At 69.2% G+C, this 14307-nt stretch carries 15 protein-coding genes; 11 read left to right on the forward strand and 4 right to left on the reverse strand.

Translation table 11 applies throughout. The features are described from left to right. The first annotated feature begins 49 nt into the window (after positions 1-49). The 6 genes from ACVMLK_RS00275 to ACVMLK_RS00300 all read left to right on the forward strand — a co-directional run bounded on the left by ACVMLK_RS00275 (position 50) and on the right by ACVMLK_RS00300 (position 6947). The gene (locus ACVMLK_RS00275; protein WP_099095878.1) at positions 50-910 is read left to right on the forward strand and encodes a metalloregulator ArsR/SmtB family transcription factor; all 861 of its coding nucleotides are present in this window, start codon (positions 50-52) and stop codon (positions 908-910) included. A gap of 1 nt (position 911) precedes the next feature. Further along, on the forward strand, positions 912-1961 hold the full coding sequence (locus ACVMLK_RS00280; RefSeq protein ID WP_099095879.1) for an ArsJ-associated glyceraldehyde-3-phosphate dehydrogenase: 1050 nt from the start codon (positions 912-914) through the stop codon (positions 1959-1961). Then, entirely contained in the window at positions 1961-3187 is a 1227-nt protein-coding gene (gene arsJ / locus ACVMLK_RS00285; RefSeq protein ID WP_099095880.1) for an organoarsenical effux MFS transporter ArsJ, read from the forward strand. The genes ACVMLK_RS00280 and arsJ overlap by 1 nt, the downstream gene beginning before the upstream one ends. A 142-nt stretch (positions 3188-3329) precedes the next feature. After that, the gene (locus tag ACVMLK_RS00290) at positions 3330-4148 is read left to right on the forward strand and encodes a substrate-binding domain-containing protein (protein WP_457485288.1); all 819 of its coding nucleotides are present in this window, start codon (positions 3330-3332) and stop codon (positions 4146-4148) included. An 89-nt stretch (positions 4149-4237) separates the two neighbouring features. Next, complete coding sequence (locus ACVMLK_RS00295; RefSeq protein WP_457485289.1) at positions 4238-5626, forward strand: ATP-binding protein; 1389 nt, start codon at positions 4238-4240, stop codon at positions 5624-5626. After that, positions 5616-6947: a sigma-54-dependent transcriptional regulator gene (locus ACVMLK_RS00300; RefSeq protein ID WP_457485290.1), complete on the forward strand. Its 1332-nt coding sequence runs from the start codon at positions 5616-5618 to the stop codon at positions 6945-6947. The genes ACVMLK_RS00295 and ACVMLK_RS00300 overlap by 11 nt, the downstream gene beginning before the upstream one ends. A 68-nt stretch (positions 6948-7015) precedes the next feature. Here ACVMLK_RS00300 and ACVMLK_RS00305 read toward each other — a convergent pair whose 3' ends face one another. Continuing rightward, positions 7016-7936, reverse strand: a complete 921-nt coding sequence (locus tag ACVMLK_RS00305; protein WP_457485291.1) for a DUF4365 domain-containing protein — start codon at positions 7934-7936, stop codon at positions 7016-7018. 310 nt (positions 7937-8246) lie between these two features. On the opposite strand from ACVMLK_RS00305, the gene ACVMLK_RS00310 reads away from it, so the two are divergent. The 5 genes from ACVMLK_RS00310 (at position 8247) to ACVMLK_RS00330 (ending at position 10784) form a co-directional block, all read left to right on the forward strand. After that, positions 8247-8774, forward strand: coding sequence for an arsenate reductase (azurin) small subunit (locus tag ACVMLK_RS00310; RefSeq protein ID WP_457485292.1), 528 nt, complete (start codon positions 8247-8249; stop codon positions 8772-8774). A 13-nt stretch (positions 8775-8787) separates the two neighbouring features. Continuing rightward, positions 8788-9201 carry a hypothetical protein gene (locus ACVMLK_RS00315; protein WP_457485293.1) on the forward strand — a complete coding sequence of 138 codons (414 nt, stop codon included), beginning with the start codon at positions 8788-8790 and terminating at the stop codon, positions 9199-9201. Between the two features lie 104 nt (positions 9202-9305). Then, entirely contained in the window at positions 9306-9524 is a 219-nt protein-coding gene (locus ACVMLK_RS00320) for a hypothetical protein (protein ID WP_457485294.1), read from the forward strand. Next, positions 9452-10375 carry a molybdopterin molybdotransferase MoeA gene (locus tag ACVMLK_RS00325; RefSeq protein ID WP_457485333.1) on the forward strand — a complete coding sequence of 308 codons (924 nt, stop codon included), beginning with the start codon at positions 9452-9454 and terminating at the stop codon, positions 10373-10375. Before ACVMLK_RS00320 ends, ACVMLK_RS00325 begins: the two co-directional genes overlap by 73 nt. Positions 10376-10430: 55 nt before the next feature. Beyond that, positions 10431-10784, forward strand: coding sequence for a transposase (locus ACVMLK_RS00330; protein WP_457485295.1), 354 nt, complete (start codon positions 10431-10433; stop codon positions 10782-10784). A gap of 296 nt (positions 10785-11080) precedes the next feature. Here the strand turns inward: ACVMLK_RS00330 and ACVMLK_RS00335 are convergent, their stop codons facing one another. The 3 genes from ACVMLK_RS00335 to ACVMLK_RS00345 form a co-directional block, all read right to left on the reverse strand. Continuing rightward, positions 11081-11566 carry a DUF305 domain-containing protein gene (locus ACVMLK_RS00335; RefSeq protein WP_457485296.1) on the reverse strand — a complete coding sequence of 162 codons (486 nt, stop codon included), beginning with the start codon at positions 11564-11566 and terminating at the stop codon, positions 11081-11083. 136 nt (positions 11567-11702) lie between these two features. Then, on the reverse strand, positions 11703-13199 hold the full coding sequence (locus ACVMLK_RS00340) for a calcium-binding protein (protein WP_457485297.1): 1497 nt from the start codon (positions 13197-13199) through the stop codon (positions 11703-11705). Between the two features lie 98 nt (positions 13200-13297). After that, the gene (locus ACVMLK_RS00345) at positions 13298-13630 is read right to left on the reverse strand and encodes a four-helix bundle copper-binding protein (RefSeq protein WP_457485298.1); all 333 of its coding nucleotides are present in this window, start codon (positions 13628-13630) and stop codon (positions 13298-13300) included. Between the last annotated feature and the right edge of the window lie 677 nt (positions 13631-14307).

Genomic DNA, 14307 nt, shown 5'->3' on the forward strand with positions numbered 1-14307 from the left:
GCCGCGGCCCGCGGGGGACACGGCCGCGCCGTTCGACTATGGCGACAGCATGGAAGCCACCGAAGCCGCGTCCGTGTTCTCCGCCCTCGGCCAGGGTTCCCGCCTCGACCTGCTCCGCACCCTGCTGGACGCCGGGCCGGACGGGTTGCCAGCGGGCGTCCTGGCGGAGCGGCTCGGCATCGTCCCGTCCACGCTGTCCTTCCACCTCAGGGGCCTGGAGCAGGTCGGGCTGATCCGCTCCACGCGGCAGGGGCGCAGCCTCATCTACGCCGCCCAGATCGACCGGCTGCGGCACGTCGTCACCTTCCTGACCGAGACCTGCTGCGGTGGCCGCCCGGAACTGTGCGGCAGCCTGACTCCGGCACCGGCGGCAGCACCCCTGCGGGACGGCCCCATGGTCGCCGCCTTCAACGTGCTGTTCCTGTGCACCCGGAACTCGGCCCGCTCGGTCATGGCCGAGGCCATCCTGAACAAGCTCGGCGGCGGCCGCTTCCGCGCCTACTCGGCGGGCTCCGATCCGGCGGCGCGGCCAATGGCGGAAGTCCTGCGCAAGCTGGAGAGCCTCGGCCACGACGTCTCCGCGGTGCGCAGCAAGTCCTACCGCGAGTTCCAGGGGCCGGACGCGCCGAGGATGGATTTCGTCATCACCCTCTGCGACGAGCTCCAGGGCCAGCACTGCCCCGACTTCGGCGGGCAGGCCATCACGGCGTCATGGCCGCTGCCCGGCCCCGGCCGCTACGAGGCCGGGTCTCCGGACCGCCAGCTGATGGTCAACGAGCTCTACGCCAGCCTGCACCGTCGCCTCGGCATCCTCACCAATCTCAAGGTGGACGCGCTCGACCGGCTGTCCCTGCGCCACCGCGTGGACGACCTCGGCGAATCCCCTCTCACCGTCGCAAGGGAGCGCTGACATGCGCGTCGGAATCAACGGCATGGGCCGCATCGGCCGCCTGGCCCTGCGCGCCGCCATGGGTGGCGTCCTCCGCGAGGTGGACGACCCGCGCGCGGGCAACCGTTTGGACGTGGTCCACGTCAACGAGCTCAAGGGTGGCGTCGAGGCCACGGCGCACCTGCTGGAGTTCGACACCATCCACGGGCGGTGGCGCGAGCGGATCGCGGCGGACGGCGGCGACGCGCTGCGCCTTGGCGACCGGCGCGTCGGCTTCAGCGCCGCCACGGCACCGGGCGGCGTCGCCTGGGGCGACCTTGGCTGCGATGTCGTCCTGGAATGCACGGGCAAGTTCCTCAAGCAGGAGCAGCTCCAGGCGTACTTCGACCGCGGTGTGAAGCGCGTCATCGTGGCGGCGCCGGTGAAGGATCCGGCGGCGGCCGCCCTGAACATCGTGGTGGGCGTCAACGACCACGAGTACGACCCGGCGCGGCACCGCCTGCTGACGGCGGCCTCCTGCACGACGAACTGCCTGGCGCCGGTGGTGAAGGTGGTCCACGAGGCCATCGGCATCCGGCACGGCCAGATCACCACCATCCACGACCCGACTAACACCAACGTCGTGGTGGACGCCCCGCACAAGGACCTGCGGCGCGCCCGGTCGGCCATGCTGTCCCTGCAGCCGACCACCACCGGCAGCGCCACGGCGATCGCGCTCATCTACCCGGAACTCAAGGGGCGGCTGAACGGCCACGCCGTCCGGGCGCCGGTGCTGAACGCCTCGCTGACGGACGCCGTCTTCGAGCTGCGGCGCGAGACCACGGCGGAGGAGGTGAACGCCCTGTTCCGCGACGCCGCCGCCGGGCCGCTGGCGGGCATCCTCGGCTACGAGGAGCGCCCGCTGGTCTCCGCCGACTACGCCAACGACACCCGCAGCGCCATCGTCGACGCGCCCAGCACGCTGGTGACCGACGGCACCATGCTCAAGGTCTACGCCTGGTACGACAACGAGATGGGCTACGCCTGCCGGATGGTCGACCTCGCCTGCATCGTCGGGGAGCGCGGCGTCTGATGTCGGCCGTCCGCAACTACATCATCGTGACCGGCGCCTACTGGGGCTTCACGCTCACCGATGGGGCGTTGCGGATGCTGGTGCTGCTGCACTTCTACCAGCTCGGCTACACCCCCTTCACACTGGCCTTCCTGTTCCTGCTCTACGAGGCGGCGGGCATCTTCGCCAACCTCGGGGGCGGGTGGCTGGCCGCGAAGTTCGGCATCCCGCGGATGCTGGCCATTGGCCTGACGCTGCAGATCGGCGGCCTGCTGATGCTGTCGGCGCTCGACCCGGCCTGGAGCGCCGCGGCATCTGTGGCTTGGGTCGTTTGCGCCCAGGGCATCTCCGGCGTGGCCAAGGACCTGACCAAGACGGCCTCGAAGTCGGCCATCAAGGCGTCCTCGCAGCAGGGCGCCGGTCAGTTGTTCCGCTGGGTCGCCTGGTTCACCGGCTCCAAGAACGCCATGAAGGGCTTCGGCTTCTTCCTTGGGGGCTTCCTGCTCCAGGCCGCGGGCTTCCGTCCGGCGCTCTGGGCGCTGGTGGCGTTGCTGGTGGTGGCCCTGGTGGGCGTGCTGCTGTCGCTCCCCCGGGAGCTGGGCAGGGCCAAGGCGTCCAGGAGCTTCAGGGAACTCTTCGCCAAGAACCGCGGCGTCAACCTGCTCGCGGCTGCCCGCGTCTTCATGTTCGGCTCCCGCGACGTCTGGTTCGTCGTGGGCCTGCCGGTGTTCCTGTATGGCCAGGGCTGGAACTACGTCGGCGTCTCGACCTTCCTGGCCGCCTGGACGATCGGCTACGGCGGCGTGCAGGGCCTGGCGCCGCAGGTGGTCCGCCGCAGCCCGGACGGGCTATCCCGCGAGGTGCCGGAGGCGCGGCTCTGGGGGACGGCGCTCGCGGCCATCCCCGTCGTGCTCGGCATCGTGCTGGCGACGGGCGCGGTCGGGCGCCCCGACCTCGTGGTGGTCGCCGGATTGGCCATCTTCGGCTTCGCCTTCGCTGTGAATTCCTCACTGCACTCCTACCTGATCCTGGCTTACGCCGGGTCCGAGAAGGCCGCCGAGGACGTCGGCTTCTACTACGCTGCCAACGCGGCCGGACGGCTGGGCGGGATCCTGCTGTCGGGCGTGCTGACGCAGTACGCCGGTCTGGAAGGATGCCTCTGGGGGTCGGCCGCGATGCTCGCCGCCTGCGCCCTCCTGACCTTCCTGCTCCCCAAGAGCCTCGTGGCACGTCACGCCCCCGTCTGACGCCCCGCTCGCAAAGCACGTGACAATCCGGCGAAAGGAGCGCCGAATGCAGGGCTGCAGGTAGAACCCGTAAGTGGGTCGCCTGGGGGTGGAACGAATGGCTCCAGCGTGCCCCGCAGGCCGAAGGGCCGTCCTGGCCGCCGTGGCCCTGGCCGGGCCGCGCAGGGCCCGTGCGACCTCTCTGGCCCCGGTCCGCTTCGGCCTCACCCCAGTCTTCCTCGAATCCGACCTTGCCCTGCTGCGGGCGCTGTCCAGCCAGATGGCGGCGGCGCTCGGTACCCCTGTTGAGCTCGTGAAGCGCCGGACCTACCAGGAGGTTGTCGCGCTCCTTCTCACGGGGCAGCTCGACGCCGCCTGGATCTGCGGCTTCCCCTACGTGCGGCACGCCGACAGGCTGTCGGTTCTCGCCGTGCCGGTGCACCGCGGGCGCCCACTCTACCAGTCCTACCTCATCGCGGACCCCAGCCTGCGGGCGAGGTCGCTCGCGGACCTCCGGGGCCGCAGCCACGCCTTCTCCGACCCGGACAGCAACTCCGGGTGCCTGACAACCCGTTGGCTCCTCGCGGGCGAGCACCAGTCCCCGGCGACGTTTTTTGGCGCCACCTTCTTCGCCTACGGCCACCGGAACGTGGTCCGGGCCGTGAGCAGCGGCCTGGCGGAAAGCGGGTCCATCGACGGCTACGTCTGGGAGACCATGGCCGAGACGGAGCCTGGGCTCACCTCGACGACTGACGTTGTCGCCCGCTCCGCATGGCAGGGCTTCCCGCCGGTCTGCTGCCTCACCGTGTCGCGGCAGGGCGCCGCGGCTCGCGGCATCGAGGCGGCCCTGCTGGCGATGGCGGGTTCCCCGGCGGGCACCGAGATCCTCCGCGCGCTCCGCCTGGACGGCTTCATGCCCGGGAGCCCCGGCCTCTACGACGGCATCCGCGCGATGTCCCAAGACCTGGAGAGCCGGGCATGAGGCGTGCGGGACCGCGGCGGCTCCGGGCTCAGCTGGACCCACGACGTTGGCCGCTGCTGCTCACCGTTCCCTTGACGGTGGCGGCATTGGTGGCTGGCGTGGCCACCGTCACCGGGCAGGCGGTGCTGGCGCGTATGGAGGCGGACCAGGGGCGCCACCTGGCGGCCCTGGGGGCGGCCTTCCTCGACGGGCTGGCGACAGCTGTCCAGCCAGCCGCCGTGCGGGCCGACGTCTGGGAGGCGTTCGACGCCCTGGACCGTGCCAGCGGGCAGTACGAAGCCCTCCGGCCCACCCTGTCGGTTGTGGTCCTGCCAGACGGCTCGGTCCTGGCATCCTCGAGCCCGCGGGTGCTGCGTACCGGCGCCGCGCTGCCGCGGTCTCTGTCTGGCCCGGCTGACCAGGCCATCGCCTCGGGGTCGCCCGCCATCGACGAGCGGGCCGGGCGGGCTGTCGTGGCGCGGGTCCTGCTGGAAGGTGGCGTGCCGGTCGGTCGGCTGGTGGCCAAGGCCGACATCGGTGCGCTGCTGGCGGAGCGGGACGCGGTGGTCAGGACGCTGGTCCTGGCGAACATCGGCATCGCGGCGCTTTTCGCCGCCGCGGGCGCGCTGCTGGTCCGGCGCATCCTGCTGCCGACCGAGCGGCTCCGCCAACGGCTCCTCGAGGCCACCCAGGGGCGGCTCCCCGAGCCCTTGGATGCGCAGGCGGGATCCGGCCCTGAGCATCTGGCCCTGGTGAACGCCTGGAACGGCGCCGTGGCCGCCATAGCGGAGCGGGACCTCATGGCCGGGCGGCTGGCCCGGGAGGAGGGCCGCGCCCAGCTTGGGCGCCTGACGGCGGCCATGGCCCACGAGGTGAACAACCCGCTCGGCGGCCTGATGACGGCGGTGGACACCCTCTCCGAGTACGGCGACAGGCGCGACATCCGCGAGGAGGCCGTCGGCCTGCTCAGGCGGGGCCTGGACGACATACGCAAGGTGGTCCGCGCAGGGCTGTCATCCTGGAAGACGGGGCCGGGCGAGGCACCACTCGCGGCTCAGGACTTCGAGGACCTGCGGCTGCTCATCCGCCACGAGGTGTCACGCCGTGGCCTGACCCTCGACTGGCGCAACGACCTGCCGGACGGCGTGCGCGTCGACCGGACGCTGGCCCGGCAGATCGCGCTGAACCTGCTCCTCAACGCGGCCGCCGCCTCGCCGCCGCAAGGCGTCCTCGGCTTCCGCGCGCAGGGACTCAGCCAGGGCGGCGCGGTCATCGAGGTGAGCGATGTCGGCACCGGCCTACCCGCCGAAGCCGAAAGCCTCCTCGCGGACCCGGACGGCCCACCACCTTCTGGTGGCGGGCTCGGCCTCTGGACCGCCGCCCGGCTGGCGCGCAGCCAGGGGGGACGGATCACGCGCGAGCCGACACCGCGGGGAACGCGGCTGGTCGCCGAGCTGCCGGTCCCCTCCCACGCCAAGGAGGTCGCCCATGCCAGCTGAACGAGGCCAGATCCTCCTCGTCGAGGACGACCCGACGACGGCGGGCACCATGGCCCAGCGCCTGCGCATCGAGGGGTACGGCGTCGAGGTCGCGACCGGCGCCGTCGAGGCCGCTGCCTCGCTGGAGCGGCGGGTGCCCGACCTGCTGCTGTCCGACCTGCACCTGCCGGACGGCTCCGGGGAGGAGCTCTTCCTGTCCCAACGCAGCCGTCTCGCCGGGACGCCCGTGCTGGTGATGACGGCCTACGCTGGCGTCGACCAGGCCATCCGGCTCATGAAGGCGGGCGCCGACGACTTCCTGGTGAAGCCCGTCGAGATCCAGGACCTCCTCGGCCGCGTTGGTGCCCTGATGGCCCGGCGCGTGGTGCCCGCGGCAGACGCTACCCTGGGCGTCTCGGCCGCCATCCGCCGGATCGAGGCGACGGTGCGCCGGGCGGCGCCCAGCGACTGCCCGGTCCTGCTGCTCGGCGAGACCGGCACCGGCAAGGAGGTGGCGGCCAAGCTCCTGCACCGCCTGTCCCCACGTGCGGCGGCGCCCTTCGTCGCGGTGAACTGCGCGGCCATCCCGGCCGAGCTGGCGGAGAGCGAAGTCTTTGGCCACGAGCGCGGTGCCTTCACCGGCGCCGCCATGCGACGGATCGGCTGCGCCGAAAGGGCAGGGGCAGGCACGCTGTTCCTGGACGAGGTCGCCGAGCTGGCGCCCGGGCTGCAGGCCAAGCTCCTGCGGCTGCTCGAAGGGCGCGAGTACACCCGCGTGGGCGGCTCCGGCACGCTGGCGTTCCACGCGCGCGTCGTCGCGGCGACCAACGCCGACCTGGACCAGCGTGTGCGCGACGGCCGCTTCCGCGAGGACCTGCTCTACCGGCTCGACGTGATCCGCATCGAGATCCCGCCGCTCCGCATGCGCCGCGTCGACATCGTGCCGCTGGCGCGCCAATTCCTTGCCAACGCATCCCTGGCTTCGGCCCGCGGCATCCGGGGCTTGGACAGCCGGGCGGAGCGCGCCTTGGAGGAAGCCGACTGGCGCGGCAACGCCCGCGAGCTCCGCAACAGGGTCGAGCGGGCCGCCGCCCTGGCGGACGGACCCTGGGTCGGTGTCGACGACCTCCTGGGGGGCACCGCGTCCAACGGCGCCAGCCCCGCGGCGGCGGTCGGCACGCTGGCCGAGGCTGTCACGGACGCCGAGCGGCGGGCGGTCTCCGCCGCGCTTGCCGCCGCGTCCGGCGACGTGGAGGTCGCGGCGGGCATCCTCGGGGTCGGCCGCTCGACGCTGTTTGAGAAGATCCGGAAGCTGGGCCTGAGGCGATCAGATGAAGCCTAAGCGGAAAGGGTTCGCCCAGGCCGACGGGCTGCAGCGCTTACGCCGAACCCCGAAGTAGGCGCTCAGGACTAGTCACGGTCCATGGCTCGTCTGAACGCCCATTCGTAGTAGTCATCTTCGTCAAACTCGTCTTCGGTGTTCCTTTCCGGTTCGTCCGGAGGCTCAGGATCATCCGGATCCTCGAAGAAGGCTTCCAAGGCGAGGAACTGCTTCGCCGCCTCGTTAAGTTCCACCTGCACGATGTGGGTCTCGATTTCGTTGGACTGTTCTTCCGCAGGGATGAGCTTGGCGTATCGGTAGGTAAGCCACGGGAAGAAGTGGTTCATGACGCCGTGGGGCCTGTGAGTTGTACCCCAGACACCAATCTGGGCGTCCGGCTCGGCCTTCTCGTGGCTACCGTAATAAACGTCTATCTTTCGGAGACCCAACGTCTTGTTCACCCAGAAGTCGAAACTGAAGAAGACTTCCTTGTCCCGGTATTCCTCCATGCCCGCCTTGTCGGCCGCGAAGCGATAACGCCTTATCGACGCACGGTCCGTGCCGATCCCGCTGGCGAGTGATGGCTTTGCCTTCTCATCGAGCACGTTCTTCAAAGGGATGTGGATAGTCCAGCCCTTCTTTGTCTGCCTTGTCAGGTGGCGTTCAACACGTTGCCAGAGGGTGAGGCCGGTTTCCGGATTGTGGATGATCAGAAACACTGGGAGGGAGTGCCGCAGCCAGTACTCGAGGTGGCGAGGCTCACCGTAGAACGTGTACCCCTCTGCATCCTTGCGCTGGAAGAAGGAGGTGCCCGACTTGATCTGAAGCGCAATCAGCTGTCCCGTTGGCTCTCCCTCGTCGTCGACAATCTCGACTTCCGCATCGACACCAAAGTCGCTGATCGTCTGCTCGCGAAAGAACCACTTCAGGCGCTTGGTGAAGATGAGGTTCACCTCCTGGACGCCGACGCGCTCTGTCAGTGCTGTTGATGTTCTGGCCACGGGATGCATCGCTGATAGCAGAAGGGGCGCGATACTACACACGACGCGCGGTCTCGGGCGAGGCCCCGAGCACGATGTCACGTAGGCGCCGCAACGGTCCAGGATGCCTTTCGTTCTTGCCTTGCGAGCGGGGGCGCAAAGTCCAGCCTTCTGGACCCGGACGGCGCCAAGTCCAGCTTCCTGGACTCCGGTGACGGTCCGGTGACAGCAATCCTCCGTCAACATCCTGATTTCCAAGGCACCGTAAGCCACCGCCGTCACGGGCGCCGTTGGCACGCCCGCTGCAATGCTGTCGTCGCCTGAGAGCGGGGAGACGGAAATGTCGGGTTGCAACAAGCTTACGGAGAGCGGCCGCCGCTTCTTCCTGGGACGGGAGGCGCTGGCGGTGGCTGGCGCGGCGGCGGCCTCCACGGTGCCGCAGGCGCCCGCCAAGGCGACACCGGCCCTGGCGCGCGTGGCGTACCCGGTCAGCAGGCTGGGCAACATGCGCGACCTGAAGGTCAACGAGCCCATGGACATCAGCTACCCGGACGCCGACAGCACGGGCGTGCTCATCAAGCTCGGCACGCGGGTCGAAGGTGGCGTCGGCCCGGACGGCGACGTCGTCGCCTTCTCGAACCTCTGCCCACACAAGGGCTACCCCATGTTCTACCAGGCCGACGACCGCACCCTGAACTGCCCCGGCCACTACAGCCGCTTCGACTGCGAGAAGGGCGGCCTGCAGGTCTGGGGCCACGCGACCCAGAACCTGGCCCAGTTCCGCCTGCGCGTCGACGCGGGCGGCGACATCCATGCCGAGGGCGTGGACGAGCTGCTGTACGGCCGCCACTCCAACGTGCTGGCCTGAGGAGGGCGGGAACATGGCCTACAAGCGCAACATCGACCGCCTGCCGATCCCGCCCCGGGACGCCAAGGTCAACAACGTTGTCTGCCACTACTGCATCGTGGGCTGCGGCTACAATGCCTACTCCTGGCCCGTGAACCGCCAGGGCGGCCCGGCGCCGGGCGATAACGCCTACGGCGAGGACATGCACGGCCAGCTCGGTGCCGACAGCGCCGCCTGGGTGGCGCCGTCCATGTACAACGTGGTCCGGCAAAACGGGCAGGACGTCCACATCGTCATCAAGCCTGACCACGACTGCGTGGTGAACTCTGGCCTCGGCTCCATCCGCGGCGCCCGCATGGCCGAGATGTCCTACTCCACCGTCACCGGGACGCAGCAGGCGCGCCTGGACGCGCTCGTCGGCTACCTCAAGGAAAACGCGGGCTCGTGACGGTCGGCATCGTCCCCCCGGCCTGCTGACTTCGACTGCGATGAGCAGGCGGGCCTCGTCGACGTCGAGACAGCGCGCGCCCGCCTCCTCGCGAAGTCCCGCCGATGCGGGAGGTCAAGTGCGTTTCCTTGTTCGCGGCGGCCGGGCGCGTGCTGGCGAATCCTGTGCTGGCAACGCCGGGCATGCCGCGGTTCGACCGCGCTGCCGTCGATGGTTACGGCGTCGGCGGGCCGGTGCCGGGTCCTTCCGGATCGTCTGGTACCTTCCGGCTGGTGCAGGCAGCCATCCCGCCGTCAGCATCGGTGAGGCGGTTCGCCTGCTGACCGGCACCGCTGTCCCCAAGGAGGTCTGGGCGGTCGCGATGCAGGAGCGGTGCCGGGTCGACCCGCACTCCGGCGTCGTTTCGCCGACGCTCATGCAGGGCGCCAACATCCGCCGACGGGGCGAGGATTTCCAGGTGAACGAGGCGGTGCTGGAAGCGGGCACCAAGCTCGACCCGCGCCACCTCGCGCTGCTGGGCGCGGCCGGGGTCGGCACCGTCGCAGTCCGGCGCAGGCCGCGGGTCGCGCTGTTCTCCGCCGATGACGAGCTACTCGAGCCGGGCCGGTCGCACGCGCCGGGCGCCATCCACAACAGCAATCGCCCCAGGCTGGCGGCGCTGCTGCAGGGCATGGGCGCGGAAATCCTTGACCTGGGCCTGCTGCCCGACCGGCGCTCGGACATCGCGGAGGCCTGGCGAAGGCCATCCGGATACGATGCCATCATCGCCTCTGGCGGTGTGTTCGGAAGGGAGGCCGACCACCTGCTGGGCTCCCTGCGCGACGCAGGTGGCCTCGGCTCCTGGTGCGCATTGGCCCTGAAGCCCGGAAAGCCGCTGGTGTTCGGCGGCATCGGCATGGCGCGTTGCCTGTTCCTGCCCGGCAACCCGGTGGCCGCGCTGGTCGGCGGGATCCTGTTCGCGCGTCCCCTGGTGGCGCGGCTCGCCGGTGCCACTGACGGTGCCCTGCATTCTTTGCCCGCGCCCCTGGCATCCGGCTGGGACCGGAAGCCGGGGAGGGAAGAGTTCGCCCCGCGATGGTCGGGCCGGACCTCGTGGTCGAGCGCATCAGCAAGCCAGGGTCGGCGCGACACATGCCGCTGGTGGCGTCCGATGGCTAGGCTCAGGACTCATTAATTTGGCTTGGCCATTGAGCGGATTGGCTGATTCCATGGTGGCGGGAGGTGCTGCTATGGCTGACCTGTTCTGGCTGACGAAGGCGCAGATCCGCAGGATCGCGCCCTACTTCCCGCTCTCGCACGGGGTGCCGCGGGTGGACGACCAGCGGGTCGTCAGCGGCATCCTGCACGTCATCCGCAACGGGCTGCGCTGGCGCGATGCGCCCTGCATTCCGTCAAGCCGCAGCCGCAAGCTGCCAATCCCCTACGACAAGGCGCTTTACCGGCAGCGCCATCGCATCGAGAACATGTTCGGCAGGCTCGAAGACTGGCGTCGCATCGCCATGCGTTACGACCGATGCGCCCACACCTTCATGTCCGCCATCTGCCTCGCAGCCACGACCCTCTTCTGGATTAACGAGGCCTGAGCCTCGGTCAGGTAGGTCGAGATGCGGGCCGGGGACGCGGTCGCGTTTCTATCCTTCGCGGGAGTCCTAAACGGGTAGGATGGCGCCCGTGCTCCATCGTTGCCGCGGCGGTTTCGCCAGGTTTCGGAGGGCAGGGACTTCGATGTTGCGTTCGGGTGTCTGGCAGCCTGGTCGATAGCCGCCTATCCGCTTCGGAAGGTGAGGCAGGGCAAAGCGGACCCTCTCTATGAGGGCGCGCGATGAATGCCCTGCCAGTGGCGCGTCCCGATGGGCCCGCAGGCGTCATGCGGCAGCAATCAGCGCGCGGGCTGGAGCACCGGCGCAGAGGATGCCGGAGGGTTGGCCTCCAGTTCGGCAATCAACTGCTTCATCTCGCCGATCTCCCGCACCTGGGCCTCTATGATGCTGTCGGCGAGTTGCCGAACGCGCGCATCCCGAATGTGCGCCCGCTCGCTCGTCATGATGGCGATGGAATGGTGCGGGATCATCGCCTTCATGTATGCCACATCGTCCACCGTCTGCTGGCTCCTGACCAGCCACAGCGCCCCAGAGAACACCAGGACACTGCTAACGACGATTGCGACATTGGCGGTCCGGTTCCGGTACATGCCGAGCATGAACAGCAGCATGATGACGGCCATGGTCGCCCCCATGACGAGGGCCATCCAGGTCCGGGTCTGGCTGTAGAAGACGTGCTCCAGGGCATAGGTGTTCAGGTACATCACCCCGAGCATGACCACGGTTGACACTAGGATCATCAAGCCGAAACGCGTGTAGCTCATGTCGAAAGCCTTTCTGGCCGCGGGCCGGATGGTCCGGCTTCAGCGACGGGTCTCGATTGGCAGGAACGCGGCCGGTGCCCGCAGACACCGGCCGCATGTGGGGGAGCGAGCCTAAACTATCAGTCCCCGCCCGGGTTCAGGCGATCGGGCCGCTCTCCGGGAAGACGTACCAAGAGCCGAAGTCGCCAATGCCCTCCACGAAGCCCGGCGCCTCGGCGAACATGAAGTCGCTCTGCCGCAGGTCGTCCTTGGCGACGCCCTCCAGGAGGATAGAACCCATGAAGGTGCCATCCTCACCCATGCCCCAGCCGACCAGGGCGCCCTCGGCCGTGTCTTGGATCACGACATCCGCGGGCCGGATGCCCTCCATGAAGGCGATGTGATCGAAGGCGCCCTGGGCCTCGCCGGTCGCCTCGAAGTCCAGGACCACGTCGTGGCCGCTGTCCATCGACACCATGAAGGCGTCGGCGCCGGTGCCGCCAACCAGGGTGTCGTCGCCCATGCCGCCGTTCAGCATCCCATGCGCCGCGCCCTCGTCGAGGTAGTCGTTCCCGGCGCCGCCCATGAGTTCGTCGGACTCCGCCCCGCCGAAGAGCCTGTCGTCGCCAGCCTCACCCATCAGGCGGTCCATGCCGTCGCCGCCCGCCATGGTGTCACGGCCGTCATCACCCTGGAGATGGTCGTCCCCGGCCAGGCCCGAGATGGTGTCGTCTCCCGCCAGCCCGAAGATCGTGTCCGATTCCGACGGCCCCGTCAGGGTATCGGCACCGGCGCGCCCGCGGAGCACGGCATTCTCCTCGATGTCGAAGCTCAGGGTGCGGTTGCCGAAGACGTGGTCGGCCAGAAGGTCGAAGATGGCACCGGCCTGCGGCTCACCGGATACCTCGGGGCCCGCAACGCTGGGCGTCGGTGCCTCGTCGGCTGGGCCGTCAGGCACCCGCAGGCCGGGAGGCAGGTCGGCCGCGTCGCCGAACATGAAGTCGTCCTGCGCCAAGTCCGCCTTGAAGACGCCTTCCAGCAGGACTGAACCCCCGTCCCAGCTGACCTGGACCCCAACTGCGGTGTCGGCAAAGGCAAGGTCTGTCCACTGGAGGCCGTCCATGACCGCCAGGTGGTCGAACATGCCGGGACCGGCGGTGAAGTCCTTGATGACGTCGTGGCCGCTCATCCGGCCGATCATGAAGGCGTCCGGGCCGCCTCCGCCAACCAGGGTGTCGTCACCCATGCCGCCGTCGACAGTGCTGTGTCCCTCGCCCTCGTCCAGGTGGTCATTCCCGGCGCCGCCGCGCACCGTGTCGGCGCCCGCGCCACCATAGAGGGTGTCGTCGCCGTCACCGCCCTCTACCTCGTCGTCTCCCATGTTGCCGGAAACGATGTCAGCGCCCGCACCGCCGTGGAGGACATCGTCCATGCCGCCCCCGCCAATGCGGTCGTCGCCTTCAAGGCCCCAGGTGAACTCGGCGCCGTCGGTGCCGCCCAAGGTGTCGGCGTTCTCACCGCCGAAGGTGACATTGTGGACGTGGCCACCGGCGTCGAAATCGAAGTGAAGCCCGCCCAGCGCGCCGTGCAGGGTGTCAGCCAGCCGGTCCGTGAGGTTCGTGCGCAGGCTGCTGAGATGTTGGTTCTGGCTCATGCCGAAGCTCCTTCAGAACGTTTTGATCTGCGCAGGAAGCGTTTGCTTCCGTTGGAGGTGACAAGGACCAGATCCGCTGTCAGGTCCTTGTCCCGGCGTCAGGCGCTCATCTCGCGGCAGGACGCGGCGCACTTGCGGCACTGCTCGACGCAGTCCTCCATGCCACCCACGGCCTCGCAGCTTTTGGCGCACTCCTCGCAGATCTCGGCGCACTCGGCGCAGGTGTGCTTGTGGTGGGGCGTGCCGATCAGCATCATGTCGGCAGACGTCTGGCAGATGGTGGCGCAGGCCATCATCTGCCTGAAGTGTTGCGGTTCCACATGCTTGCCGCCCACCTCCAGGCAGTGGTTCATGGCCATGCCTAAGCAGGTGGAGTGACAGCGCAGGCATTCCTCGATGCAGGCCTGCATGGCGGGGGTCATCTGATGCATCTTTCTTCTCCGTTGGGATGTCCGTGAGGCGGGTTCGCCAGCCTGCTCGGCAGGTCGGCTGCCCGGTTGAGGTGACGAGCGTGGGTGCGGGCGCCCCGTTGGACGGAGGGCTCGGCCATGCTCCGCCTTCCGCAGGCCCTGGGGCTCTGCGGAGACGCTCAGGACGCCTTATCGGGGTGGTGGAGAAGGAAGGTCGGAGAAGACGCCCGCGATCAAAGGTGGCGGCATGGCAAAGAAATCGCTGCCGCTGACCAGGAGCGTGACCTGCGGGCTGACCGGCGGCAGGAGGGCAGCGCCGCTCCCACAGTGCCCGATGGCGCAGCAGCCTGGCCGGACGGCATCGCCGTCGCAGTTCGGGCAGCACTTCTTGCCTGCCGTCCTTGCCTTCGCAGCCGGACCAGACATCCGGGCATGGTGGGGAGCGGGCGTGGCGTGACCAGCGTACGCGGACGCCTGGGTGAGGGCCGCAGGGGGGGACGTCGGGGACATGGCGTTATGTGCCACCGCAGGCACAGCAAGGATGGACACGCATATGGCGAGCACCAAAGCAGTCACAGCCTGGATCGCGCTTTCCGTCCAGCGCATCGGTTTATCCGCCCTACGAGCCTTCGCCAGTAAGCGTCCGTCTGCCGGATGGTTTCCTATTCGGCTTGCGAAGAACGCGGCACATCGGAGAT

The sequence above is a fragment of the Teichococcus aerofrigidensis genome (genome assembly GCF_054073225.1).